At 72.9% G+C, this 26,037-nt stretch carries 22 protein-coding genes and 1 riboswitch; of the genes, 18 read left to right on the top strand and 4 right to left on the bottom strand.

The features are described 5' to 3' along the window. Positions 1 to 371, bottom strand: a 371-nt coding sequence (locus VG869_03710) for an FAD-dependent oxidoreductase (GenBank protein ID HEV3450290.1), incomplete at its 3' end; no start/stop codon positions are given. Beyond that, positions 368 to 994, bottom strand: a complete 627-nt coding sequence (gene thiE / locus VG869_03705; protein ID HEV3450289.1) for a thiamine phosphate synthase — start codon at positions 992 to 994, stop codon at positions 368 to 370. The genes thiE and VG869_03710, both read right to left, overlap by 4 nt. A 4-nt stretch (positions 995 to 998) precedes the next feature. Further along, a riboswitch (TPP riboswitch) is annotated at positions 999 to 1,086 on the bottom strand. A 219-nt stretch (positions 1,087 to 1,305) separates the two neighbouring features. Between thiE and VG869_03700 the strand changes: the two genes are divergently transcribed. From VG869_03700 to VG869_03660, 9 genes are read left to right on the top strand one after another with little or no spacing between them, the layout of a single operon-like run. After that, complete coding sequence (locus VG869_03700; protein HEV3450288.1) at positions 1,306 to 1,455, top strand: hypothetical protein; 150 nt, start codon at positions 1,306 to 1,308, stop codon at positions 1,453 to 1,455. Then, a complete protein-coding gene (gene kdpF / locus VG869_03695; GenBank protein HEV3450287.1) occupies positions 1,455 to 1,544 on the top strand; it encodes a K(+)-transporting ATPase subunit F in 90 nt (29 codons plus the stop codon). The genes VG869_03700 and kdpF overlap by 1 nt, the downstream gene beginning before the upstream one ends. Further along, the gene (kdpA, locus tag VG869_03690) at positions 1,544 to 3,256 is read left to right on the top strand and encodes a potassium-transporting ATPase subunit KdpA (GenBank protein HEV3450286.1); all 1,713 of its coding nucleotides are present in this window, start codon (positions 1,544 to 1,546) and stop codon (positions 3,254 to 3,256) included. Before kdpF ends, kdpA begins: the two co-directional genes overlap by 1 nt. A 14-nt stretch (positions 3,257 to 3,270) precedes the next feature. After that, positions 3,271 to 5,334 (top strand): potassium-transporting ATPase subunit KdpB, encoded by a 2,064-nt coding sequence (kdpB, locus tag VG869_03685; GenBank protein ID HEV3450285.1) that lies wholly within the window; start codon positions 3,271 to 3,273, stop codon positions 5,332 to 5,334. Then, positions 5,335 to 6,129 (top strand): potassium-transporting ATPase subunit C, encoded by a 795-nt coding sequence (locus VG869_03680; protein ID HEV3450284.1) that lies wholly within the window; start codon positions 5,335 to 5,337, stop codon positions 6,127 to 6,129. It begins immediately after the preceding gene. Positions 6,130 to 6,139: 10 nt separating this feature from the next. Beyond that, positions 6,140 to 8,644, top strand: a complete 2,505-nt coding sequence (locus tag VG869_03675) for an ATP-binding protein (GenBank protein ID HEV3450283.1) — start codon at positions 6,140 to 6,142, stop codon at positions 8,642 to 8,644. Beyond that, positions 8,641 to 9,318: a response regulator gene (locus VG869_03670; protein HEV3450282.1), complete on the top strand. Its 678-nt coding sequence runs from the start codon at positions 8,641 to 8,643 to the stop codon at positions 9,316 to 9,318. Before VG869_03675 ends, VG869_03670 begins: the two co-directional genes overlap by 4 nt. Before the next feature lie 50 nt (positions 9,319 to 9,368). Next, entirely contained in the window at positions 9,369 to 10,235 is an 867-nt protein-coding gene (locus VG869_03665; GenBank protein ID HEV3450281.1) for an FAD binding domain-containing protein, read from the top strand. Beyond that, entirely contained in the window at positions 10,232 to 10,738 is a 507-nt protein-coding gene (locus VG869_03660; protein ID HEV3450280.1) for a (2Fe-2S)-binding protein, read from the top strand. Before VG869_03665 ends, VG869_03660 begins: the two co-directional genes overlap by 4 nt. Here VG869_03660 and VG869_03655 read toward each other — a convergent pair. Both VG869_03655 and VG869_03650 read right to left on the bottom strand, forming a co-directional pair. Then, the gene (locus VG869_03655) at positions 10,735 to 12,111 is read right to left on the bottom strand and encodes a CoA transferase (GenBank protein HEV3450279.1); all 1,377 of its coding nucleotides are present in this window, start codon (positions 12,109 to 12,111) and stop codon (positions 10,735 to 10,737) included. The genes VG869_03660 and VG869_03655 overlap by 4 nt on opposite strands. Positions 12,112 to 12,172: 61 nt before the next feature. Continuing rightward, on the bottom strand, positions 12,173 to 14,422 hold the full coding sequence (locus VG869_03650; GenBank protein HEV3450278.1) for an EAL domain-containing protein: 2,250 nt from the start codon (positions 14,420 to 14,422) through the stop codon (positions 12,173 to 12,175). A 144-nt stretch (positions 14,423 to 14,566) separates the two neighbouring features. Between VG869_03650 and VG869_03645 the strand changes: the two genes are divergently transcribed. From VG869_03645 to VG869_03605, 9 genes are all read left to right on the top strand, one after another. After that, complete coding sequence (locus VG869_03645; protein ID HEV3450277.1) at positions 14,567 to 15,454, top strand: ABC transporter ATP-binding protein; 888 nt, start codon at positions 14,567 to 14,569, stop codon at positions 15,452 to 15,454. After that, positions 15,451 to 16,275: an ABC transporter ATP-binding protein gene (locus tag VG869_03640; protein ID HEV3450276.1), complete on the top strand. Its 825-nt coding sequence runs from the start codon at positions 15,451 to 15,453 to the stop codon at positions 16,273 to 16,275. The genes VG869_03645 and VG869_03640 overlap by 4 nt, the downstream gene beginning before the upstream one ends. After that, positions 16,272 to 18,116, top strand: coding sequence for an AMP-binding protein (locus VG869_03635; protein HEV3450275.1), 1,845 nt, complete (start codon positions 16,272 to 16,274; stop codon positions 18,114 to 18,116). The genes VG869_03640 and VG869_03635 overlap by 4 nt, the downstream gene beginning before the upstream one ends. Then, positions 18,113 to 19,018, top strand: a complete 906-nt coding sequence (locus VG869_03630; protein HEV3450274.1) for a branched-chain amino acid ABC transporter permease — start codon at positions 18,113 to 18,115, stop codon at positions 19,016 to 19,018. Before VG869_03635 ends, VG869_03630 begins: the two co-directional genes overlap by 4 nt. Beyond that, positions 19,018 to 20,172, top strand: coding sequence for a branched-chain amino acid ABC transporter permease (locus VG869_03625; protein ID HEV3450273.1), 1,155 nt, complete (start codon positions 19,018 to 19,020; stop codon positions 20,170 to 20,172). Before VG869_03630 ends, VG869_03625 begins: the two co-directional genes overlap by 1 nt. A gap of 55 nt (positions 20,173 to 20,227) precedes the next feature. Beyond that, on the top strand, positions 20,228 to 21,478 hold the full coding sequence (locus tag VG869_03620; protein ID HEV3450272.1) for an ABC transporter substrate-binding protein: 1,251 nt from the start codon (positions 20,228 to 20,230) through the stop codon (positions 21,476 to 21,478). Positions 21,479 to 21,930: 452 nt separating this feature from the next. Continuing rightward, entirely contained in the window at positions 21,931 to 24,096 is a 2,166-nt protein-coding gene (locus VG869_03615; protein ID HEV3450271.1) for a transglycosylase domain-containing protein, read from the top strand. A 33-nt stretch (positions 24,097 to 24,129) separates the two neighbouring features. Then, complete coding sequence (locus VG869_03610) at positions 24,130 to 25,137, top strand: M48 family metallopeptidase (protein HEV3450270.1); 1,008 nt, start codon at positions 24,130 to 24,132, stop codon at positions 25,135 to 25,137. Between the two features lie 55 nt (positions 25,138 to 25,192). Next, entirely contained in the window at positions 25,193 to 26,011 is an 819-nt protein-coding gene (locus VG869_03605; protein ID HEV3450269.1) for an acyl-CoA thioesterase domain-containing protein, read from the top strand. Positions 26,012 to 26,037: the final 26 nt, after the last annotated feature.

Raw genomic sequence — 26,037 nt, 5'->3', positions numbered from 1 at the left:
CCCAGCCGCTCGACCGGGAGGCCGAGCTGCCGCTGGAACTGCACGAGGGCGTCGAGGGCGCGCCGGTCGTCGTCCTCGACGGCGACGGCGAGCGTGCCCTCCTGCCGGTAGCCGACGGGGACGCCGGCCGCGGCCTCGAGTTCGGTGACGAAGCTCGGCCAGCGGCGGGCCGACTCGAGGTTCAGGGCCAGGAGCGGCGCCTCCCCGTAGTGCACCTCGGTCACGGGGGCGAGCATCCCGGCCGCGACGTCGGTGGCGCCCCGACCCGGCTCCGGGTCGACGACGACGGTCCGCGGCCCCCGCTGGGCGATCCGCCAGGCCGTCGCCAGGCCGATGGCCCCGCCGCCGACGACGGTGATCGTCGGGGTCACCCGACCGCCACCGCGTCCAACGCCGCGAGGAGCGCCGTCGTGGCGCGCGCCGGGTCGTGGGCGTCCGAGACCGCGCTGATGACCGCGACCCCGTAGGCGCCGGCGGCGAGCAGCGCCTCCACGCTCCCGGGTGTCACCCCCGCGACCGCGATGACCGGGATGGAGACGGCGGCCGCGACCCGTCCGACGCCCGCGGGGCCGAGCGGCGCCGGCAGGCCGGCCTTCGTCGAGCTGGCGTAGGCGGGGCCGACGCCGAGGTAGGACGCTCCCGCGGCCTGGTGCGCGAGCCCGGTGTCGGCGTCGCGCGCCGTCGCACCCAGGACCCGGTCCGGGCCGAGCACCCGGCGTGCCGCTGCGACCGGCAGGTCGTGCGCACCGACGTGGGCGCCTCCGGCGCCGACGGCCAGGGCCACGTCGGGCCGGTCGTTGACGACGCAGAGCGCCCCGTGCCGGGCGCAGCGGTCGGCGACCCAGCAGGCCAGCTCGTAGAGCTCGGCGTCGGTGAGCCCCTTGCCCCGTACCTGCACGACCGGCGCCCCGCCGGCCAGGGCGGCGTCCACGACGCGGATCGGGTCGCGACCGGGCCTGGTGTCCGTGACGACGTGCAGCCGACCGAGCGGCACGGTCCTCCCTTCGCCGGCATGACCCGGATCAGGTTCAGACGGTCGAGGGCTCCTCAGCCCTCCTCTCAGCCCGGTGTCACCGGGCTCCCGTGCGTTGGCCCGAACCTACCAAAGGCCCGAGGGTCGCGGGCCGGGTTGTGTCGGCGGCGCGCTCGGCGCGCGTGGCGTTGCGGCGCCGCTAAGAGATCCGGCGGCGGCGCTAAGGACCCGTAAAGCGGCGAGATGGCGAGCATCGGGGGCGCTAAGACACGGGCCGGGCAGGATCGGGCACCATCTCCGAGGCCTCGCCCATCTGACGAACGGAGCAAGAGATGGCGGATGTGTTCGTGGCGCTCTTCGTCGTCGGGTTCTTCGGCCTGTGCCTCGCCTACGTGCGGGCCTGTGACCGGATCGTCGGCGCGGACCGCGACCTACCCGTGGCCGAGGAGGACGGCGCCGGCGACGCCGAGCCCGCCCGCTGATGACGGGCGACAACATCGCCGGGCTAGTGCTCGCCGTCCTGCTGGCGGCCTACCTGTTCGCGGCGTTGCTCTTCCCGGAGCGCTTCTAGTGACCGCCGCCGGGTGGGGGCAGCTCGCCGCGCTCGTCGTGCTCCTCCTGGTGACGGCGCCGCCGCTCGGCTTCTACATCGCCCGCGTGTACGAGGGCGGCCCCATGGTGGGCGACCGGCTGGCGCGACCCGTCGAACGGCTCATCTACCGGGTCTGTCGGATCGACCCGGAGCGCGAGCAGCACTGGACCGTCTACACGCTGTCGCTGCTCGCGTTCAGCGTCGTCGGGTTCTTCATCCTCTACGTGCTCCAGCGGGTGCAGTCGAGCCTGCCCTTCAACCCGACGAACGTGGCCGCGGTCGCGCCGGCGCTGTCGATGAACACCGCGGTCAGCTTCTTGACGAACACGAACTGGCAGGCCTACGGCGGCGAATCGACGCTGAGCCACCTCACCCAGATGGTGGGCCTGACCGTGCAGCAGTTCGTGTCCGCCGCCGCCGGCATGGCCGTGATGGCCGCGCTGCTGCGGGGCCTGTCGCGAACGGCGCAGCGGACAGTCGGCAACTTCTGGGTCGACCTGATCCGCACCACGATCCGGGTGCTGCTCCCGATCTCCTTCGTGTTCGCGGTCGTGCTCGTGACCCAGGGCGTCATCCAGAACACCCACGGGTTCACGACCGCGCACACCGTCGCCGGTGCGACCCAGCGGATCCCGGGCGGGCCGAACGCCAGCATGGAGTCGATCAAGCAGCTCGGATCGAACGGGGGTGACTTCTTCAACGTCAACTCCGCGCACCCGTTCTCGAACCCGACGAAACTGAGCGACTTCCTCGAGCTGTACGCGATCCTCATCATCCCCTTCGCGCTGGCGTTCACCTTCGGGCGCATGGTGAAGGACCGACGCCAGGGCTACGCGGTCTTCGCGATCATGTTCGTGATCTGGCTCGGCGTGTCGATCGGGACGATGCAGGCCGAGACCTCGGGCAACCCGCGCCTGTCGGCACGGGGAGCCACGGAGGTCGCCACCTCGGCCCAGCCGGGCGGGAACATGGAGGGCAAGGAGTCGCGGTTCGGGCCCAGCGCGTCGGCCCTCTGGGGGGCGTCGGCGACCGGCACCTCGAACGGCTCCGTGAACTCGATGCACGACAGCTACACGCCGACCGGCGGCTTCCTCGTGCTGGCCCACATGAAGCTGGGCGAGGTCAGCCCCGGTGGGGTGGGCGTCGGCCTCAACGGGCTGCTCGTGTTCGCGATCCTCTCGGTGTTCATCGCCGGGCTCATGGTCGGGCGAACACCCGAGTACCTCGGGAAGAAGATCCAGGCGTCCGAGGTGAAGCTCGTCGCCCTTTACATCCTGGCCATGCCGCTCGTGCTGCTTGGTGGCGTCGCCATCGCGGTGTTCGTGAACTCGGTCAAGAACACCTCGATCCTGAATCCAGGTGCCCACGGATTCACCGAGCTCGTCTACGCGTTCACCTCCGCCGCGAACAACAACGGCTCGGCCTTCGCCGGCCTCAACGCCAACACCTCGTTCCTGAACTCCGCGCTGGCGGTCGCCATGCTGGTCGGCCGCTTCTTCCTCATCATCCCGACCCTCGCCCTCGCCGGCTCCCTCGTGCGCAAGCGGCCGGTCCCGCCGTCGGCGGGGACCTTCCCGACCCACACGCCGCTGTTCGTGGTGTTGGTGATCGGCGTGATCGTGATCGTCGGCGCGCTCACCTTCCTGCCCGTGCTGGCGCTCGGCCCCCTCGTCGAAGCGCTGAAGGTCTAGGAGTCACCGCCGCCATGCCCGTGGAGTCCCGCTCGCTGTTCGACCGGCAGATCGTCGGCCGTGCCGTCGTGGACAGCTTCATCAAGCTGAACCCCCGCACGCTGGCGCGGAACCCGGTCATGTTCGTCGTCGGGGTCGGCAGCGTGCTGGTCACGGTCCTCTTCTTCCGGGACCTGCCCACGTCGAGCGCGCACCTCAGCGTCTTCGCCGGCCTGGTGGCGCTGTTCCTGTGGTTCACCGTCCTCTTCGCCAACTTCGCCGAGGCGGTCGCCGAGGGCCGGGGCAAGGCGCAGGCCGACACGTTGCGGCGGACACGCTCGGAGACCGTCGCCCACCGGCGGCGCGCCGACGGGACGCTCGAGGACGTCCCCAGCACCGAGCTGACCGTCGATGACGAGTGCGTCGTGTCGGCGGGAGAGATGATCCCCAGCGACGGCGAGGTCATCGAGGGCATCGCCAGCGTCGACGAATCGGCGATCACCGGCGAATCGGCGCCGGTCATCCGCGAATCGGGTGGGGACCGCTCGGCCGTGACCGGCGGCACTCGCGTCCTCTCGGACCAGATCGTGGTCCGGATCACGGCCCGGCCCGGCGAGACCTTCCTCGACCGCATGATCGCGCTCGTCGAGGGATCGCAGCGCCAGAAGACGCCGAACGAGATCGCCCTCAACATCCTGCTCGCCGTCCTCACCATCATCTTCCTGCTGGCGACCGTGACCTTGCAGCCCTTCGCGATCTACTCGAAGGCCGAGCAGAGCATCGTGATCTTGGTGGCGCTGCTCGTGTGCCTGATCCCCACGACGATCGGTGGGCTGCTCTCGGCGATCGGCATCGCCGGCATGGACCGCCTCGTCCGCCGCAACGTGCTGGCGATGTCCGGCCGGGCCGTGGAGGCGGCCGGGGACTGCGCGACGTTGCTCCTCGACAAGACCGGCACCATCACCTTCGGCAACCGCGCTGCCGACGCCTTCTTCCCCGCCGAGGGGGTCGCCGAGGCCGAGCTCGCCGACGCCGCGCAGCTCTCGTCGCTCGCCGATGAGACGCCCGAGGGACGCTCGATCGTGGTGCTGGCGAAGGAGCGCTACGGGCTGCGCGAACGCGAGCTCACCGGCGCGGACCTCGTGCCCTTCACGGCCCAGACCCGCATGAGCGGCGTCGACCTCGAGGGCCGGTCGGTGCGGAAGGGGGCGGCCGACGCGGTGCGACGCTGGGTCGAGGAGCAGGGCGGGTCGTTCCCGTCGCAGGTCGCCACCACCGTCGACTCGATCGCGGGCCAAGGCGGGACGCCGCTCGTCGTGGCCGAGAGCGGCGATGGGAGCGCGCCGGCGCACGCGCGAGCCCTGGGCGTGATCTACCTCAAGGACATCGTGAAGCCCGGCATCTCCCAGCGCTTCGCGGACCTGCGTCGCATGGGCATCTCCACCGTGATGATCACCGGTGACAACCCGCGCACGGCCGCGGTCATCGCGAAGGAAGCGGGCGTCGACGAGTTCCTCGCCGAGGCGACACCCGAGGACAAGATGCAGCTCATCAAGCGCGAGCAGCGGGGCGGACGGCTCGTCGCGATGACCGGCGACGGCACGAACGACGCGCCCGCGCTGGCGCAGGCCGACGTGGGCGTGGCGATGAACACCGGCACGCAGGCCGCCAAGGAGGCCGGCAACATGGTCGACCTCGATTCGGACCCCACGAAGCTCATCGACATCGTCGAGATCGGCAAGCAGCTGCTGATCACGCGCGGCTCGCTCACCACGTTCTCGATCGCCAACGACGTCGCCAAGTACTTCGCGATCATCCCGGCCATGTTCGCCGGGTTCGCCACCGTCAAGGTGCTCAACGACCTCAACGTCATGAGTCTGGCGACCCCACGCTCGGCGGTGCTGTCGGCGGTCATCTTCAACGCGCTCATCATCGTCGCCCTCATCCCGCTGGCGCTGTGCGGCGTGAAGTTCGTGCCGAAGGCCGCGACCCAGCTCCTGCGACGGAACCTCTTCATCTACGGGTTGGGCGGCGTCGTCGCGCCGTTCATCGGCATCAAGCTCATCGACCTCTTGATCACGGCCTTGGGGGTCAAGTAGATGCGGCGACAGCTGCTGCCTGCGTTGTTGGCGATGGTCGTGTTCACGGCCCTGACCGGCGTCGCGTATCCTCTGGTCGTCACCGGGATCGCGCAGGTCGGGATCCGGGACAAGGCCAACGGCTCGCTGGTCCGGCGCGGCGGCCAGGTCGTCGGTTCCCACCTGATCGGCCAGAGCTTCACGGACGCGGAAGGCAACCCGTTGCCGCAGTACTTCCAGTCCCGTCCCTCGGCGGCCTCGGGCGCCGCCGCGAAGACGACGGCTGGGTACGACCCGACGCTGAGCGGGGCGTCGAACCTCGGTCCGACGAACCCGCTCCTGATCGGCTTCGTCCCCCGGCTCAACACCGTGGACCGCCGCGGCAACCCGTCGAGCGCCAACCCGTTCGCGACCGCGGCCGACCCCGCCTGCGTCCCCACCGACCCGCAGGGCCATCCGGTCACGAAGCCGTCGGCGGGGCAGCGGTACGCCCGGAGCCCGGACGGGTCCTTCGTCTGTGACCCGGACACGGTCCCGGAGCGGGTCCTCGCCTACCGAGCGTTCAACCGCCTCCCCGCGGGCGCCCCGGTGCCGGTCGACGCCGTGACGGCGTCGGCGTCGGGCCTCGATCCGGACATCTCGGTGGCGAACGCGCGGCTGCAGGCGCCGCGGGTCGCCGCGGCCCGGCATCTCCCGGCGGCGGTGGTGCTGCAGCTCGTGGAGGCGCACCAGTCGAGCCGCACCGCCGGCGTCCTCGGCGAGACGACCGTGAACGTCCTGTCGCTGAACCTGGCCCTCGACCGCCTCGGCCGGTAGCGGCGCGGCGATGGCCCGCGGCCGACTCCGCATCTACCTGGGCGCCGCGCCCGGCGTCGGCAAGACCTACGCCATGCTCAACGAGGGTCGCCGCCGCCACAGCCGCGGCACCGACGTCGTCGTGGGGTTCGTCGAGACCCACGGCCGCGCCAACACGGCCGCCCAGGTCGGGGACCTCGAGGTCGTCCCGCGGCAGGCCGTCCATTACCGCGACCGCGAGTTCGAGGAGATGGACGTCGACGCCATCATCGCCCGCAAGCCGGCGCAGGTCCTCGTGGACGAGCTCGCGCACACCAACGTCCCCGGCTCGCGCAACGAGAAGCGATGGAAGGACGTCGACGAGATCCTCGACGCCGGAATCGACGTGATCTCGACGCTGAACATCCAGCACCTGGAGTCGGTGAACGACCTCGTCGAGCGCATCACCGGGGTCAAGCAGCACGAGACGATCCCCGACGCCAAGGTGCGCGCCGCCGAGCAGGTCGAGCTCGTCGATATGACGCCGGAGGCGCTCCGACGGCGGATGGCGCACGGCAACATCTATCCCTCCGAGCGGGTCGACGCCGCGCTCGCCAACTACTTCCGCCCCGGGAACCTCGCCGCCCTGCGCGAGCTGGCCCTCCTGTGGGTCGCGGACCGGGTCGACGAGTCCCTCCAGCAGTACATGGAGGACCACGGGATCGACGCCTCGTGGGAGACGCGCGAGCGGGTCGTGGTCGCGCTCACCGGCGCTCTGCACGGCGACGTCTTGATCCGCCGGGCCGCCCGCATGGCCCAGCGAACCCGCGGCGACCTCGTCGGCGTCCACATCCGGAACACCAGCGGGCTCGCCGAGCGGCGGGACGACGTCCGCCTCGCCGAGCACCGGGGGCTCCTCGAGGCCCTCGGCGGCACCTACCACGAGGTCGCCGGCGACGACGTCGGGCGAGCCCTCGTCGAGTTCGCGAAGGCCGAGCACGCCACCCAGCTCGTGATCGGAGCCTCCCGACGCTCCCGCTGGAGCGAGCTGGTCCGAGGCTCGGTCGTCGCCCGGGTCATCCGCCAGACGGACACGATCGACGTCCACGTGATCTCGGGCGACGCCCCCGAGCCGGGCCTGCCGCCGGTCATCGTCCCCCGGCCGCCCCGTGGCCCCTCCCGACGCCGGGAGCTGGCGGCGTGGGCGCTCGCCGCGGTCAGCCTGCCGGCGTCGACGCTGATCATGACGTCGGCGCGGGGCACGTTCACGCTGCCCGCGGCGCTGCTCGTCTACGTCCTCCTCGTCGTCGCCGCGGCCGGCGTCGGCGGCCTGCGGCCCGGCGTCGCCACGAGCGTCGCCGCCTTCTTGCTGGCCGACTACTTCTTCATCTCGCCCGTCCACCAGCTCGCGATCGGCAGCTCGGCCAACGTCATCGCCTTGATCGCGCTGCTCGCGGTCGGGCTCACCGTGAGCGGCTTCGTCGCCCTGACCGCTCGGCGCGCCGCCGAGGCCGCGCACGCCAAGGCCGAGGCGCGGACCTTGGCCCGTCTCAGCGGCTCCGTCATCGGCGCCGACGACCCCCTCGCCGTGCTCATGACCCGGCTGCGCGACACCTTCGGCATCACCGCGGCGGCGGTGCTGCGCCGGGAGGGCGAGCACTGGCGGGTGGAGACCTCGGTCGGGGAGCCCGTCCCTGAGCGTCCCGAGGACGCCGACCTCAGCGTGCCCCTCGACGACGACGAGCAGCTGGTGCTGGTCGGGCCGGACGTCGACCCCGAGGACCTCGGGCTCCTCGAGGCGTTCACCGCCCAGCTGTCGCTGGCCCTCGAATCCCGGCAGCTCCGAGCCGAGGCCGCCCTGGCCACCGGGCTCGCCGAGGCCAACCAGCTGCGCACCGCCCTCCTCGCGGCGGTGTCGCACGACCTGCGCACCCCGCTGGCGTCGATCAAAGCGTCGGTGACGAGCCTGCTTCAGCAGGACGTCGACTGGCCGCCGGACGCGCAGCGCGACCTGCTCGAGGCCGTCGACCGGGGCGCCGACCGCCTGACGTCCCTCATCAACAACCTGCTCGACATGGGTCGGCTCCAGGCCGGCACCCTCGAGCCCGTGCTGCGCGACGTGGGGCTCGAGGAGGTGGTGCCCCAGGTCGTCGCCGAGCTCCCCGACGGCGCCAGGCGGGTCGCCCTCGACCTGCCCGAGACGCTGCCGCGCGTCCACGCCGACGCCAGCCTGCTCGAGCGCGCCATCGCCAACGTGCTGGAGAACGCCGTGCAGTGGTCGCCGCCCGACCAGCGGGTGCGGGTGGAGGCCGGCTGCTTCGGGACCAACGTCGACCTCCGGATCATCGACGCCGGGCCCGGCGTCACCGCCGAGCAGCGCGAGACGATCTTCCGGCCCTTCCAGCGGCTCGGCGACCGCTCGAACTCCACCGGCGTGGGTCTCGGCCTCGCCGTCGCGCGCGGCTTCGTCGAGGCGATGGGCGGCGACCTCTCGGTCGAGGACACCCCCGGCGGCGGCCTCACCATGGTCATGTCGGTGCCGCGGGCGGAGACGTGAGCCGCGTCCTCGTCGTCGACGACGAGCCCGAGATCCGACGCACCCTCGGGATCAACCTGCGGGTCCGCGGCTACGACGTCGACCTCGCCGCCGACGGCGAGCAGGCCCTCGATCTCGCCGCGCGCCACCACCCCGACGTGGTCGTGCTCGACCTCGGGCTGCCGGACATCCGCGGCGTCGACGTCATCGCCGGCCTCCGCGGGTGGAGCCGGGTCCCGATCGTCGTGCTGTCGGCACGCGACACCGAGCCGGACAAGGTCGCAGCCCTCGACGCCGGCGCCGACGACTACGTCACGAAGCCCTTCGGCATGGACGAGTTCCTGGCTCGGCTGCGGGCGGCGCTGCGCCGTGCCGCGCCGGCGGAGGAAGATGCCGTCATCGAGACGCCGGACTTCACGATCGACCTGGCGACGAAGCGCGTCGTCCGCGGCAGCGACGAGGTCCGGCTCACGCCGACCGAGTGGGGCCTCGTCGAGCTCCTCGTCCGCAACCCCGGCAAGCTGCTCTCGCACCGTCAGCTCCTCCGCGAGGTGTGGGGGCCGGGCTACGAGCGGGAGACCCACTACCTGCGCGTCTTCATGGCCCACGTCCGGCGCAAGCTCGAGCCCGAGCCGTCCCAGCCCCGGTACTTCCACACCGAGGCCGGCATGGGCTACCGCTTCAGCGTCCCGTAGCGGGGCGGCGCGACCGGGCCAGGCCGTAGGCTCCCGCGCCAGGAGGCCCCGTGAAGCCTGCGCCGTTCGAGTACCACGCGCCCGAGACCGTCGCCGACGCCGTCGCCGTGCTCGCGGCGCACGGCGACGAGGCCAAGCCCCTCGCCGGCGGGCAGAGCCTCGTCCCGATGCTGGCCCTCCGCCTGGCCCGGTTCGAGCACCTCGTCGACCTGAACCGGGTCGAGGAGCTCACCGGCCTCCGCCGGCGCGACGGCACGCTCGTCGTCGGCGCGATGACCCGCCAGGCCACCCTCGAGCGGGCCGAGGCGGCGGCCGACGTGCCCCTCCTCACCCTGGCCGCGCCCCTGATCGGCCACTTCCAGATCCGGAACCGGGGCACCGTCGGCGGCTCGCTCGCCCACGCCGACCCGGCCAGCGAGCTGCCGGCGGTGGCGCTGGCGCTCGACGCCGAGCTCGAGGTGGCGACGACCGCCGCGACCCGCGTGGTGCCGGCGGCCGAGTTCTTCGTCGGGAACTGGACCACCGCGCTCGAGCCCGACGAGCTCCTCGTCGCGGCCCGGTTCCCGGTCTGGCCCGGACGCTGCGGGTTCGCGGTCGAGGAGGTGGCGCGCCGGCACGGCGACTTCGCGCTGACCGGCGCCGCCACCGGGGTGGCCCTGGATCGCGACGGCCGGGTCGAGCGCGCCGCCGTGGCGCTCTTCGGGATGGCCAGCACCCCGCTGCGAGCACCGGAGGCCGAGGCGAGCCTGCTCGGCCGCGCCGCGGCCGAGCTCGACCTCGCCGAGCTCGGCCAGCTCGCCGTCCGCGACCTCGACCCGCCCGACGACGTGCACGCCTCGGCGCGGTATCGGCGCATGGTGGGCGCCCACGTCGTCGCGCGCGCGCTGGCCCGCGCCCTGGAAGCGGCGGCGTCGTGACCGAGCTGCCGGTCGCGGTCACGGTGAACGGCGAGCAACGTCGCGCCGTCGTCGAGCCCCGCAAGACGCTGGCCGACTTCCTGCGCGAGGACTGCGCCCTGACCGGCACCCATCTCGGCTGCGAGCACGGCGTGTGCGGCGCCTGCACCGTCATCGTCGACGGCGTCGCGGTGCGCTCGTGCCTGCTCTTCGCGGTCCAGGCCGACGGCGCCGCCGTCACCACGGTGGAGGGGCTCGCCGAGCCGGGGACGCTGAGCCCGGTGCAGGAGGCCTTCCGGGAGGAGCACGGCCTGCAGTGCGGCTTCTGCACGCCCGGGTTCGTGGTGTCGGTGCACGCCTTCCTCGCCACCAACCCCGATCCGTCGCCACGCGCGATCCGAGAGGCGCTGTCGGGGAACCTCTGCCGCTGTACCGGCTACCAGGGCATCATCCGGGCCGTCGAGCGCGCCGCGGCGGCGATGGCGCCGGCCACCGACGCCGCGCCGGGCGCGGCCCGGGCCTAGCGCCGCGCGTCGGCGTCGCCGAGCTCGCCGAGCACGACCGCGGTCGAAGCCCCGAGGGGCTCGGCCTCGCGGAGGGGCGTCGGCGGGCGCGGGGCGAGCACCTCCTGTTCGCCGGCACCGTCGCGGACCGCCCACCGGCCTGGACCGAGCGGGAGCAGCTCCGGCACCAGTGGCGCGGCCGGCCGCCCGACGAAGGCGGTGGCGGCGGCGAGCGAGACGTCGAGGAGGTAGCCGCCGCCCGCGGCCACGGCCGTCAGGGTGGCGAGGGCCGCGACGAGGCCGGTCACGGGGTCGGCGATGGCGTCGCCGCAGAAGACCGGGACGCCGGCCGGGTCGCGGGCGACGAGCCCCGCCGCCGCGGCGACGTCGTCACCGAAGCCGACCCGGTTCGACCACGGGCCGCCTCGCCCGTAGGCGGTGATCGAGAGCCACGTCCGGCCGGGCCGCTCGGCGACGAGCTCCTCGGCGTCGAGGCCCAGCTGGCGCAAGGCGCGCGGTCGCGACGCCTCGATGACGACGTCGGCGCGACGCAGCAGGGCTCGGAGCCGCGCCGAGCCGTCCGGGGTCGTGAAGTCCCAGGCCGCGCTCTCGTGGCCGGCGTGGAGCCAGTCGAAGAACGCCCGCGGCCCGCGTCGGGCCCCGTCCGGCCGCTCGGGCGTCTCCACCTTGACCACGCGCGCGCCGGCGCGGCCGAGCACGTGCGCGACGACCGGGCCGGCCCACAGGGCCGACAGGTCGACCACGAGCGGGCGGCTCCGGACCGCGGCGGGGGCACCGAGGCGGCGGGCGCGGACCCGCGCGTCGCCAGCTTCGCCGAGCGCGGCCGCGGGGATGCCGAGCTCCTGGGCCCGCGCCGCCGCGTCGGCCGCCGGACGCGAGCGCGCGAACCCGCCGAGCGGCCCCCACGGGTCGGTGACCGCCCGGCCGACGAGCGCCGGCACGGCCTCGGCGTCCTCCCACCGGGGCAGGTTCAGGGCCAGCCAGCCGTCGGCCGCGGGCAGGAGCTGACACGAGCCGCCGACCGACGTGGTGCCGGCTCGCCGGCCCGCGAGCAGCGCGGCCCGGCCGAACAGGGTGACCGGCAGGTCGACGTCGACGCGATCGCCGAGCCGGCTCGTGACCGCGGCGATCGCCGCCGTGACGGCGCCGAGCCGGCCGAGCACCGGCGCCGGCGGCGGCAGGGGGGCTTGGTCGGGCCAGCCGGTGAGGGCCATCCCGCCGGACGCGGCCCACGCGGTCAGCTCTCCCGTCGGCGCCGCGACGGGGTGGGACCCGGGTGGCGGCGGCAGGCCGGCGGCGGCGAGCAGCTCGTCGACGTCGCGGCCGGGCCCGGGTCCCGTCGGGTCGAGCAGCGGCGCGGCGCGGACCTTCACGGGCCGAGCGTACGGGGCCGCGCCCGGTGGTCCCGGAGGCGGGCGTGGGGGAGCGCGGGCGCTACTGGTCGGTGAGGACCGGCTGCGGGGCGAGCGCAGCGACGCCGGCCGGCGTGGCGACGGGGACGCGGCGCAGGAGGGCCTCCACCCGGTCGCCGGGGATCGGCCTCGAGAAGCAGAACCCCTGGATCTGGTCGCAGCCGAGCTCCTCGAGCCGGCGCAGCTGGTCCGGGCGCTCGACACCCTCGGCGATGGTGACGAGGTGGAAGGTGCGGGCCAGCCGCAGGATCGCCTGGACCAGGGCGTCGGCCTCGACGCCGGTCGTCACCCCGTCGATGAAGGCCTTGTCGATCTTCAGCGTGTCGACCGGGAGGCTCCCGAGGGCGCCGAGCGACGAGTAGCCGATGCCAAAGTCGTCGATGGCGAGACGGACCCCGGTGTCCTTGAGCTCGCCGAGGCGCGCGATGGCGCCGCCGACGTTGTCGACGAGCACGCTCTCGGTGATCTCGAGGGTGAGCGTCTCGGGGGCGAGGCAGCTCTCGGCGAGGGCCCGGCGAACGTCACCGACGAGGCCCGGGTCGGCGAGCTGGCGGGGCGAGAGGTTCACCGCGATGGTCAGGCTCAGGTGCGGGTGCGCCTCCTGCCAGATGCGGGCCTGCCGGCACGCGGCGGCGAGGACCCACCGCCCGATGTCGACGATGAGCCCGTTCTCCTCGGCGATCGGGATGAAGTCGGCGGGCGGGATGAGCCCACGGGTCGGGTGCTGCCAGCGGATCAGGGCTTCGAGGGCCACGACGCGCCCGGCCGTGAGCGACACGACCGGCTGGTAGTGGAGGACGAACTGGCGAGCCTCGACGGCCTGGCGCAGGTCGCCCTCGAGCTGGAGGCGGGCCACCGCAGCGGAGTGCATCGCGGGCTCGAACAGCCGGTAGCAGCCCTTCCCCCCGTTCTTGGCGCTGTACATGGCGGCGTCGGCGTTGCGCAGCAGCGCCTCCGGGTCGGCGCCCAGGTGACCGACGACGGCGATGCCGACGCTGGCGTGGATGACGACCTCGGTCCCCGCCAGCGCGAACGGCCGGTCGACCGCCTCGAGGACCCGCTCGGCGACCTCGCACGCCTCCTCGCCCCCGGTGAGGTCCTCGAGCAGGACCGCGAACTCGTCGCCGCCGAGCCGGGCGGCGGTGTCGCTCGGCCGCAGCACGGCGCGCAGCCGCTGGGCGACGGCGACCAGCAGCTCGTCGCCGGCGGTGTGGCCGAGGCTGTCGTTCACGGTCTTGAACCCGTCGAGGTCGAGGAGCAGCACGCCGGCGGTGCTCGAATCCCGAGCTCCCCGCTGGATGGCGTGCTCGACCCGGTCGCTGAACAGGGCCCGGTTGGCGAGGCCCGTGAGCGAGTCGTGGAAGGCCTGGTGCTGGAGCTCGGCTTGCAGCGAGTTGCGCTCGGTGACGTCCTGCACCGCGACGAGGACCGCCGCTCGCGACTCGAACACGAACGTGTGGCTGCGAACCTCGACGTCGATCACGCGTCCGTCCTTCAGGACGTGCCGCCACTCGCCCTGCACGATGTCGCGGTCGTGCGTGCCCTCGAGGTGGGCGAGGAACGAGGGGACCTCCGAGACCGGTCGGATGTCGACGACGCGGCGGGCCAGGAACTCCTCGCGGCTGTACCCGTAGTGCCGGACGGCGGCGTCGTTCACCTCCAGGAAGGCCAGCGTCTCGGCGTCGAAGACCCACATGGGCTGCGGGTTGGCGGCGAACAGCTGGCGGAAGTCCGCCTCGCTGGCCCGCAGCTCGGCGGCGCTGCGGCGCTGCTCGTCGACCTTGCCCGCCAGCATCTCGGCGATGAAGGCGACGCCGAGGCCCATGAGGAGCGTCAAGCCGTGCACCTCGGGCTGGCTGATGTAGCTGCCGAGCCCGCCGGTCGCGATCGCGAGCTGGCCGCCGGTCATCCCCGCGGCCGTCCACACCACGGCCGGTCGCCACACCCGGGGGCCGTAGTCCTCGATCTGTCGGGCGATCACGAACACGTAGCCGATGCCCAGGGCGCCACCCCAGCCGATGGCGTAGATCACGACGCTGACCGCGAGGATCTGGACGCCGACGGTGGCCCAGAGCGCGGGCGTGCTCGGGTCCGTGCCGGCGAGCCGCCGCGACGCCTCGGCGACGATCGCGGCGGCGGCGAGCAGGCCCAGCAGGACCTCGACCGGCAGGTTGCCGAGCACCCCGAAGCTGTCGAGGACGATGAAGGCGGCGGCGGTGAACCCGCTCGCGACCCAGGTCGACGCAAAGCCCGGCGCGAGGGCGTCGGCCACCCGACGCCCGATCCCTCTGCTCGACCCCCCGATCGCCATCCCCCGGGTATCGGCGCCTCCGAGGCCGGGCTTGACGGCGGCCCGCCGGCCGATCCTGGCGGTCGGCCCTGTCCGAGGCGGGGGCCGATCATTAGTGTCGGGCCCGTGGCATCGGGGGGTGCGAGCACGCCGACGCTCGCCGTCCGCAACGTCGAGGTCGTCTACGGCTCCGCCATCCACGTGCTGCGGGGCGTGAGCCTCGAGGTGCGACCGGGGTCGATCGTGGCGCTGCTCGGCGCCAACGGGGCCGGCAAGACCACCCTGCTCCGGGCCGTGTCGGGGCTGCTGCGGTTCCACCGCGGCTCCATCACGAAGGGCAGCGTCGAGCTCGAGGGCGAGCGCATCGACGGCCTCGACGCCGCCGCCATCGTCCGGCGCGGCATGGCCCAGGTGATGGAGGGCCGCCGCATCTTCGCCGAGCTCACCGTCGACGAGAACCTCCGGGCCGGGGCGTACACGCGACTCGGTGGCGGCGTCGCCGCGGTGACGAGCGTCATCGGCGCCGCGCTCGGCCGCGGCGGGCGCCCGCGGGGCGGGGACCGAACGTCGGTCAAGGACACCTACGAGCACGTCCTCCAGCTCTTCCCGCTCCTCCGCGACCGGCTCCGCTCCACGGCCGGCTACCTGTCGGGCGGTGAGCAGCAGATGCTGGCCATGGGCCGGGCCCTGATGGCGGCGCCGCGGCTGCTCGTGCTCGACGAGCCCTCGCTCGGGCTCGCCCCGCTCATCGTCCAGCAGATCCGGCAGCTGATCGTCGAGATCAAGCAGTCCGGCACCGACGTGCTGCTCGTCGAGCAGAACGCCACGATGGCGCTCTCGATCGCCAACCACGGCTACGTGCTCGAGAACGGCCTCATCGCCAAGGACGGGCCGGGTCCGGCGCTGCTTGCCGACGCCGACATCCAGGAGTTCTACCTCGGCGTCGGCGAGACCGGTGGCCGCTCGTTCCGCGACCTCAAGACCTACCGGCGGCGCAAGCGCTGGAGCGCATGAGCGCAGTCGGCGGACCCGCCCTCCTCGACGTCGAGGCCGTCACCCTCCGGTTCGGCGGCGTCAGCGCGCTGCAGGACGTGACCTTCGAGGTTCGACCGAACGAGCTCTTCGCGATCATCGGGCCGAACGGCGCCGGCAAGACGTCGATCTTCAACTGCCTCAACGGGGTGTACCGGCCGCAGTCCGGGCACATCCGCTTCGAGGGGGAGGAGATCATCGGGAAGCGGCCGGCGACCACCGCCGCGATGGGCATCGCCCGCACGTTCCAGAACCTCGGCCTGTTCGTGAACCTGAACGTGATCGACAACCTGATGCTCGGCCGCCATCACCTCATGAAGACAGGCTTCCTCGCCGGCGCGGTGTGGCTGGGGCGAGCCAAGCGAGAGGAGGTCGCCAACCGCGAGCGGGTCGAGGAGGTCATCGAGCTCATCGAGCTCGGCCCCTACCGCTACCAGCCCGTCGGCATGCTCCCGTACGGCATCCAGAAGCGGGTCGAGCTCGGGCGGGCCCTGGCGATGGAGCCGAAGCTGCTCCTGCTCGACGAGCCCGTCGCCGGCATGAACCTCGAGGAGACCGAGGACATGGCCCGCTACATCCTCCAGGTCCGGGCCGAGTTCGAGCTCTCGATGATCCTGGTGGAGCACGACATGCATCTCGTCATGGACATCGCCGACCGGGTGATGGCCCTCGACTTCGGGCAGCCGATCGCCACCGGGGCGCCGCCGGAGGTGCAGGCCGACCCACGGGTCATCGAGGCCTACCTCGGGCAGCCCGACGAGCCGCCGGGCCCGCCGATGAGCGAGGCGAGGGCCGAGCCGTGACCGCCGGGGTCGAGACCCCCGCGGGCTCGAGGCTCGGCGCCGCCACCCTCCCGGCCCGACTCCTCGCGCAGGCCGAGACCCGGCCGCGGGACCCGGCCCTGCGCGTGAAGCGGCTCGGCCGCTGGCTCGAGATCTCCTGGGGTGAGTACGCCGCCCGGGTCGCGACCGTCGCGCTCGGCCTCCGCGAGCTGGGCCTCGGGCCGGGGGACCGGGTGGCGGTGCTCAGCGAGAACCGGCCGGAGTGGCTGTTCGCCGACCTGGGCATCCAGAGCGTCGGCGCGGTGACGGTCGGCGTGTACCCGAGCGAGGTGGAGGCGGGCGTGGCCCAGGTGCTGCGCGACTCCGAGGCTCGGGTCGTGTTCGTCGAGGACGAGGAGCAGCTCGACAAGACGCTCGCCGTGCGGGGTGACCTGCCCCGCCTCGAGAAGATCGTGGTGCTCGACACCCGGGGAATCCAGTCGCTCCTGGACCCCATGACGATGAGCCTCGACGAGCTCGAGAACCTCGGCGAGCAGCCGGCCCGGGGGGTCCTCGAGCTGTGGGGCGAGCTCGTGGCCCAGCTCCGGGGCGGCGGCGACGTCGCCGTCGTCGTGTACACGTCCGGCGTGGGCGCCCCGCCGAGCGGCGTGATGCTCTCGCACGCCAACCTGAGCGCGGCGGCGAGCATCCTCACCGAGTTCTTCGGCGCCCGCCGCGACGACGAGATCCTCTCCTACCTGCCGCTCAGCCACGTCGCCGAGCGGCTCGTCTCGGTCATCGCGGCCGTGCACGCCGGGTACGTCGTCAACTTCGGCGAGGGCGGCGAATCCTTCGCCAACGACCTGCGGGAGGTGCAGCCCACCTTCTTCCTGGGGGTGCCGCGGGTCTGGGAGCGCCTCATGGGGTCCGTGCTCTTCCGCGTGCGGAACGCCAGCTGGCTGAAGCGCCAGGTGTACGCGACCTGCCAGCGTCAGGGGGCCCGGATCGGCGAGGCTCGCCGGCGGGGCCGAGCGGGGAGCCGGTTCTGGGCCGCCGTCGGGTGGCTCCTGCTGTTCCGCACCCTGCGCCAGAAGGTCGGACTCTCGCGGGTGCGCATCGCCCTCTCCGGGGCGGCGCCTATCGCGCCGGAGGTCCTCGAGTACTGGTGGTCGCTCGGCGTCCCGCTCCGGGAGACCTACGGCCAGACCGAGGACACCGCCGTTGCCACCGCGCACCGGGCCGACGACGTGCGGCTCGGCACCGTCGGCCCCGCCCTGCCGGGCGTCGATGTGCGCGTCGCCGCCGACGCCGAGATCCTGATCCGCAGCCCCGGCAACTTCGTCGGCTACCTCGGCGACGAGGCCGCGACGCGCGCCGTGCTCGACGCCGAGGGTTGGCTGCACACCGGCGACCTCGGCGAGCTCGACGCCGACGGCAACCTCCGGATCACCGGCCGCAAGAAGGACGTCATCGTGACCGCCGGCGGCCTCAACGTCTCGCCGGCCAAGATCGAGAACCTGGCCAAGGTGTCGCCCTTCATCAGCGAGGCGATGGTCGTGGGGGACCGGCGGCCGTACCTCTGTGCGCTCGTCGGGGTCGAGAGCACTGCCGTCGCAGAGTGGGCGAAGCAGCAGGGTCTCCAGTTCACGACCGAGCACGACCTCGTGAGCAAGCCCGAGGTTCGGCGGCTCGTCGAGCGCCAGATCGCCGACACCAACGAGCGCCTGGCCGACGCGGAGCAGCTCCGACGGTTCGAGCTGCTGCCGGTCGACCTCGGCGAGGTCGGTGCCCTCACCGCGACCCAGAAGGTGCGCCGCCAGCAGGTCGTCGAGCAGTTCGCCGACCTCATCGAGGGGATGTACGCGTCGGGAGGCGGCCAGTGACGAAGTTCTTCAGCCTCCTCGGCGACGGGCTCGCGCTGGGCGCCGTGTACGCGCTCGTGGCCCTCGGGTTCGTGGTCATCTACCGCGCCACCCGGATCATCAACTTCGCCCAGGGCGGCCTCGTGGTCTTCGGCGCCTTCCTCGTCTACCAGGCCGAGCACACCTGGGGGCTGCCGTTCTGGGTCAGCGCCGTCTTCGCGATGGCGTGCTGCGCCGCGATCGGGGCCGCGTTCGAGGCCCTCGTGCTCCGCCGGATGATCGGCCAGCCCATCTTCGCGGTGATCCTCATCACCATCGGGCTGTTCCTGCTCGTCGAGCCCGTCACCACCACGGTCTGGCACAACCCGCCCGGGGGCGTGCTGACCCCCTGGCGGCTGCACACCGTCCGGCTCGGCGACGTGCGCATTCTCCAGGTCAACATCGCCACCGTCGTGCTCGGCGCCGTCGTGCTCGGCGCCTTCTTCCTCCTCTTCCGCTACACGCGCGCGGGGCTGGCGATGCGGGCCACGGCCGTCGACCAGGAGGCCGCGCTGGCGCAGGGCATCAGCGTCCGCCAGATCTTCGCCCTCTCCTGGGCCATCGCCGGGGCGGTGGCGGTGGTCGGGGGGATGATGCTGGCCGGCGGCGCCGGCCCCGCGCCCGGCCTGAGCGTGAGCCTCAGCCTGATCGCGCTGCGGGCCTTCCCCGCCATCATCCTCGGCGGCCTCGACTCGCCGGGCGGGGCGGTCGTCGGTGGCCTCATCATCGGCGTGGCCCAGGTGATGACCGGCGGGTACGTCCCGGCCCAGTTCCCAGCGCTCGGCCCCGAGTTCGCCGACGTCGTCCCGTACATCATCATGTTCTTGGTGCTGCTCGTGCGCCCCTACGGGCTGTTCGGCACGCGAGACGTCCAGAGGGTCTGATGGCTCGAGCCAACCGCGCCATGGTCCGCAGCTACGCCGACGACCTGCGCCTGTTCCCGACCTGGACGAAGCGCGCCTTCCTCGTCCTGCTGGCGGCGCTGTACCTGTTCCTGCCGTTGTTCGTCGACAACCTGTGGGCGAACGTGTTCGCGCTGGCCGGGATCACCGCCATCGGCGCGATCGGCCTGAACCTGCTCACCGGGTACACGGGCCAGCCCTCGCTCGGGCACGCCGCGTTCATCGGGCTCGGCGCGTTCACCGCCGCCTACCTCGGCGGCGGCCGCCTGCTCGGCTCGCCGCCCCATGGGTACAACCTCAACCTGTGGGTCTACCTGATCATCGCCATGATCCTCGGCGGGGTGGTGGGGTTCGTGATCGGGCTGCCGGCTCTGCGGCTGCGCGGCAACTACCTGGTGATCGTGACGCTCGGCCTCGTCTACCTGGCGCTGTACCTGTGGCAGAAGTGGACGACGGTCACGGGCGGGAACGCCGGCACCGCGATGCCGCCCAAGGCCGACGTCTACAACATCGCCGGCCACAAGCTGAACCTGCTCGGCAACTTCAAGGTGTTCGGCCAGTCGATGGGGCCGAAGCAGGGCCTCATGTACCTGGCCTGGGGAATCGTGGCGGTCGTGGCGATCCTGGTCAAGAACATCGTGCGCAGCCGTCCCGGCCGCGCGCTCCAGGCCGTGCGCGACCGCGACGTCGCCGCCGAGGTCGTCGGCGTGAGCCTGTTCCGGTACAAGATCGGCGCCTTCGTGATCTCGAGCGCCATCGCGGCGCTCGCCGGCGCGCTGTACGGCCTCTACCTCGGCTACCTGACCCCCGACGAGACCTCCCTCGGCATCACGCTGTCGATCACCTTCCTCGCCATCATCGTGGTCGGCGGCATCGGGACCATGTACGGGCCGGTCCTGGGGGCGGTGCTGATCGGCGCCCTCCCGAAGCTCATCGACCAGTACGCCACCTCGCTCCCGCTCATCAGCGGGATCGTGGTGACCGACCCGGCCAAGAGCGGGCTGAGCAAGGGCGCCCTCAGCACCATCATCTACGCCCTGCTCATCATCATCTTCCTGGTCTTCGAGCCCCGGGGGATGGCCGGGATTTGGCGCCGGGTTCAGGCATACTTCCGTTCCTGGCCCTTCCGGTACTGAGGATCACGGGAGACCCGACCGCGGCGGGGCCGGAACCGTCCCAAAGGGGGGAACGATGCGGAAGAACCTGGGCCGGATCCTGTGGATCCTGGCTGCGGCGACCCTCGCGATCGGCACCTCGGTGTCGCCGGTGGCCGCGGCCGGTCACGGAGCGAAGGCGCCGCCGACGGTGCCGGGCTTCGACGGTCACACCATCAAGCTCGGGGTGATCACGCCGCTCAGCGGCATCGCCGCCGTCATCGGCAAGCCACTGACCAACGGCAACCAGGTGTACTGGGACTCCGTGAACGCCAAGGGCGGCGTCGCCGGCAAGTACCGGGTCCAGCTGGTCCAGCAGGACAGCCAGTACATGGTCTCGAACGCGTTACAGGGCTACGACCAGATCAAGGACAACGTCGTCGCCTTCGACCAGGTCCTCGGGACCCAGATCGTGCAGGCGGTCCTGCAGCGGCTCAAGGCCGACGGCCTCGTGGCCGCCCCGGCGACCCTCGACTCGCTGTGGGTGAAGGTGCCGCAGCTGGTCCCGGTCGGCGCGCCCTACCAGGTCGAGGCCGTGAACGGCTTCGACTACTACATCAAGCACGGCGGCCAGGGGAAGAAGATCTGCGCCATCGCCCAGGACGACCAGTACGGCGCCGCCGGGCTGCAGGGCCTGAGCTTCGCGGGGTCGAAGCTGAAGTTCAAGACGGCGGTGACGGTGCGGTTCGCGACCGGCTCGGACGTGAGCGCCCAGGTGGGCCAGCTGGCCGACGCCAAGTGCGACGCCGTGTTCCTGGCGTCGGTGCCGAACGACACCCTGTCGATCGTCACGAAGATGATCGGTCGGAACTTCACGCCGCAGGTGCTCGGGCTCGGGCCGACGTGGCTCTCGGGATTCGAGGCCAGCCCCGACCAGGGCGACTTCTACGCCAAGCACTTCTGGCTGCTCTCTGAGGGTCCGGCCTGGGGCGACACGACCGTGCCCGGCATGGCGAGGATGCTCAGCGACGTGCAGCAGTTCTCGCCGACCCAGAAGCCGGACCAGTACTTCGCGTTCGGCTACGCGGAATCCTGGGGCGTCGACCAGGTGCTCGAGCAGGCCGTGAAGAACGGGGACCTCAGCCACGCGGGGATCCAGAAGGCCGTGCAGCAGATCCCGAAGCTGACGTTCCAGAACCTGATCGGCGACTACACCTACGGGCCCGCCTCGAAGCGGAACCCGCCCCGCGACACCACGATCTCGCGGATCGTGAACGGGAAGCCGATCGGCCTGGACATCCTCCAGCCGGCGTTCGTGTCGGCGGAGGCCGGCCAGCTGAAGTTCTAGCCGCCTCCCTCCGCCACTGGGTTCGCCTGGGCCCGCCCTCCGGGGCGGGCCCAGGCTCGCGTCCGGCCTCCGACGCGCGCTGCGAGCCCGATCCCCGCGCCGGCCCGCGATGGGGTATCACGGGGCCAGTCGAGGCGCTGGCCGCCCCGCTGGGCACCCGATCAGGGGCTGGGGCTGACTGGGTGCTCACGGCCGACGCCCCGCGAAGGGGGTGCAGTGGTCGGAGTGACGCCCCGACACTCGGGACCCGCGTGCACCGCGACTTCGTCGCGGGAAGGCCACGACCGCTCGTGCTGACGTCCGAGCCGCGACGAGGCGCCGAGCGCGGACGGACACGGCCGTCGGTCTGGGTCGCCCGTCGCCACGGTGACCATCCGAACGGCGACGGCGCGCGCGGGCGCGAGCCGCTGTCCGCTCGCGCGCGCGAATCGGCGGCGCGCGCGCTCGAGTTCGTGACCGCGGAGGACGGCGGGCAGGTCGAGGTCGTCGCGGTCACCGGCGCCCTCCGCCGGGTGGGGACCGCGACCCTCAGCCTCGGCCGCGTCGCGGGCGCCGCGGCGTGGGACACCGTCCGCCGGCAGCGGCGGCGCGGGTGGACCTGGCTGCGCACCGACGGCGCCGCCCGGCTGCGCCGGGCTCGACGGGCGGTCCGACGGGCGAGCCCCAAGGTCCTGGTGACGACCGTCGTCGGCGGGACCGCGGTCGGCGTGCTCGTCGCCGCCCTGGCCGCCAACCTGTCCACGTTCGCGCACGCGGCCAGCTACCGGTCGACCACCGAGCGGCTCCGACCGTTGTCGCTGCCCTCGACGGTGTACGCGTCGAACGGCGCCCCGCTCGCCGCGCTCGGGCTCGAGGATCGCCAGCCCGTGGGCTTCGACGACCTCCCGGCCGTGCTCGTGAACGCCGTGGTCGCCACCGAGGACCACACCTTCTGGACCAACCCCGGGGTCGACCCCGCGGGGCTGGTCCGGGCCTTCGTCGACGACGTCGGCTCCGGGCGAGTGCGGCAGGGCGGCTCGACCATCACCCAGCAGCTGGTGAAGACGCGGATCCTCGACCCCCGCCGGGACCTGCAGAAGAAGGTGACGGAGTCGGTGCTCGCCCTCCGGCTCAACCGACGGATGTCGAAGCGCCAGATCTTCACCGAGTACGTCAACACCGTCTACTTCGGGGAGGGCGCCTACGGCGTGCAGTCGGCCGCGGCGCGGTTCTTCCTGACCCAGGATCCCGGGGCCACCGCCCCGCGCGGGAAGGAGCCGCGGGAGCTGACCCTCCCGGAGGCGGCGCTGCTGGCCGGGCTCATCGCCAACCCGTCGGGCTTCGACCCGTTCACCCACCCGGTCCCGGCTCGGGCCCGCCGCCACGACGTCCTGCAGCGCATGGTGGCCGAGGGCTACGCCACCCCGGTCTTGGCGGCGGCCGCGGACCTGGTGCCGCTGCCCGCCGTGCCGCCGCCGGCTCCCGATCTGCGGCCCCGCGACCTGTGGGTGGCCGAGGTCCAGCAGCGGCTCCTCGCCGACCCGCGGCTCGGGGCGACGCTGCGCGACCGGGTGCAGCTGGTCCTCCGCGGCGGGCTGCGCGTCGTCACGACGCTGGACCCGACGGCGCAGTTCCTGGCCCAGAGCTCGATCGGCAGCGTGTTGCCGAACCAGCCGCCGTTCACCGCCGCCGTCGTGTCGATGGACCCGACCACCGGCAAGGTGCGCGCGATGGCGGGCGGACCGGGTTTCGAGCGGCTCCAGTACAACCTCGCCACCCACCCGCCGGGGCGGCAGCCGGGATCGACGTACAAGGTCGTCACCCTCGCCGCCGCGCTCGAGGCCGGCTACTCGCCGGACGACACCGTGAACGGCAGCTCGCCGTGCTCCGCGTTCCGCCCCGGGTTCCCGCCGTGGTCGACCGTGAACGCCGAACCGGGCGGCGGCACCCTGTCCCTTCGCGACGCTGCGGTCAACTCGGTCAACTGCGCGTTCGCGCACGTCATCGCCAGCCTCGGGCCTCCGGCGGTCGTGAGCATGGCCCACCGGCTCGGGATCACCGGGCCGGTGCCCGCCTACCTGCCGATCACGCTCGGCGTCGCCGAGGCGACGCCGCTCGAGATGGCCACCGTCGTCAGCACCCTCGCCGACGAGGGCGTGCGCCACACACCGACGTTCATCGAGCGGGTCGTGGGACCGGACGGCAAGGTCTACATCGACAACACCCAGCCGGCGGGCCAGCGGGTCCTCGACCCGGCCGTCGCCGACTGCGAGACCGATATCCTCCGCGGGGTCATCCAGCGCGGGACCGGCACCCGGGCCCAGCTGCCCGGACGGGACGCCGCCGGCAAGACGGGCACGACCGACGACCACGGGGACGCCTGGTTCATCGGGTTCACGCCGCAGCTCGCCACCGCGGTGTGGATGGGGGCGACGACGGGTCGGGTCCCGATGACCGACGTCGGGGGGATCGACGTGTTCGGCGGCACCTACCCGGCCGAGATCTGGCAGGCGTACATGAGCGCCGAGCTGGCGGGCCAGCCGGCGCCGCCGCTGCCGGCGCCCGGGCCGGTGTGCGGCCGACCGGGCGCGCCGATCAGCGACCCGGGCCGGGGCGCGCCGGGCGGCGTGGGCGGGTAGGTCGCCCCGGCGCCATCGGGGACCGCGGGGTTGATGTCACACATCGGCCCGGCGCGGGCCATGCTGCTCGGAGCAGAAAGGGGAGACGGCGTGGCCCAGCGACATGACCTCACGGCCCAGATCGGCGCCAACAAGCGGCGCACCGTGTACCTGATGGCGGGGTTCCTCGTGCTCGTGGCCGCCGCCGTCGTCGCCTTCGACGTCGCCTTCCAGTTCGGTCCCGCCTTCATCGTCATCGCCTTCGTGATCGCCATCGCCTTCGTCTGGGGGAGCTACTTCTACTCCGACCGCATCACCATCGCGGCGGCGCGCGGCAAGGAGGCCGACCCCAACGAGTACCGGCAGCTCCACGACATCGTGGAGGAGCTGTGCATCGGCGTCGGCCTGCCGAAGCCGCGGATCTACATCGTCGACGACCCGGCCCCGAACGCCTTCGCAACCGGGCGGAACCCGGCCCACGCGGCGGTGGCGGTCACCACCGGCTTGCTCCAGATCATGAACCGGACCGAGCTCGAGGGCGTCCTCGCCCACGAGCTGAGCCACGTCCACAACTACGACATCCTGATCTCCACCATCGCCGTCACCCTCGTCGGGTTCATCGCCCTCCTCTCCGACTTCGGGCTGCGGCTCCTCCTGTTCGGCGGGCTCGGCGGCCGCGACCGGAACGGCGGGGACAGCGAGGCCACGATCTTCATACTTGCGTTCTCGCTCATCTTCATCATCCTCGCCCCGATCGGGGCGACGCTCATGCAGCTCGCCGTTTCGCGGCGTCGGGAGGCGCTCGCCGACGTGTCCGGCGTCTACATCACCCGCAACCCGCAGGGGCTCATCTCGGCGCTCGAGAAGCTGAAGGCCAGCTCCACGGTGGTGCAGCACGCGCCGGCCGCCACCGCGCACATGTGGATCGCGTCGCCGCTCGAGAAGGAGGCCAAGGACGCCCACGGCTGGTTCAACCGCCTCTTCGAGACCCACCCGCCGCTCGACGACCGGATCGCGGCGCTCCAGGAGGTGGCCGGGACGATCCCGCCCGCCACCGCCTGAGCGCGACCCTCCGCGCTCGCGGGCGGCCCGGTCGCCGCCCCTAACCTCCGGCGCCATGGCCGACGGCGACCTCGACGGGGTGGTGGCCGAGACCATCGACTCCCTGCGGGTCCGGGTCGACGGCGAGGGCTGGATCGGCGACGCGCCCGACTGGTTCGGCGAGCGCCTCTTCGGCGGGTTCGTCGTCGGCCAGGCCGTCGCGGCCGCCGTCGAGACCACGCCGACCGGTCGTCGGCTCCACTCGCTGCACGGGTACTTCCTGCGGTCCGTCGTCGCGGGCCGGCCGCTGTCGTACCGCGCCGCCGCCCTCCGGGAGGGTCGCTCGTTCACGACCCGGCGCCTCGACGCGGCCCAGGACGGCCGCGCTGTGTTCTCGATGCTCTGCTCGTTCGGGCCCGACACCGACGGCTACGAGTATGAGCTGCCGCTCGGGTTCGACGCGCCCGAACCCGACGAGCTGGACCCGGTGGTCGGGCCCGGGCCGTGGGTCAAGGCCGAGATCGGCCCGACGCCGCCGGGACCCGGCGGCACCTACCGGTCCACGAGCCGGGCGTGGTTGCGCGTCGGTGCCCGGCTGCCCGACGACGCCGGCCTCCACGCCGCCCTGATCGCCTTCGCGACCGACATGACCGGGACCGGCGGCCGCCCGCGCCACCTCGAGGGGACGGTCGAGGGGATGGTGAGCCTCGACCACGCGGTGTGGTTCCACCGGCCCTTACGCGCCGACGAGTGGCTGCTCTACGACGTGCACTCCCTGGTGAACACGGCCGGCCGGGGGCTGCTCCGCGGGACCATGCACGGTCCCGACGGGCGCCTTGGCGTGTCCGTCGCCCAGGAGATGGTGCTTCGCCCCGTCGCTCCGGCCCCGACCTGACCGCGACGACCGGGCCGGGCGCGCCG

The sequence above is a fragment of the Acidimicrobiia bacterium genome, assembly GCA_035948415.1.
In the GTDB taxonomy this organism is placed as follows: Bacteria; Actinomycetota; Acidimicrobiia; order IMCC26256; family PALSA-555; genus PALSA-555.
Note: the sequence above shows the minus strand (reverse complement) of the source record. Positions and strands in the feature narration are given on the sequence as shown.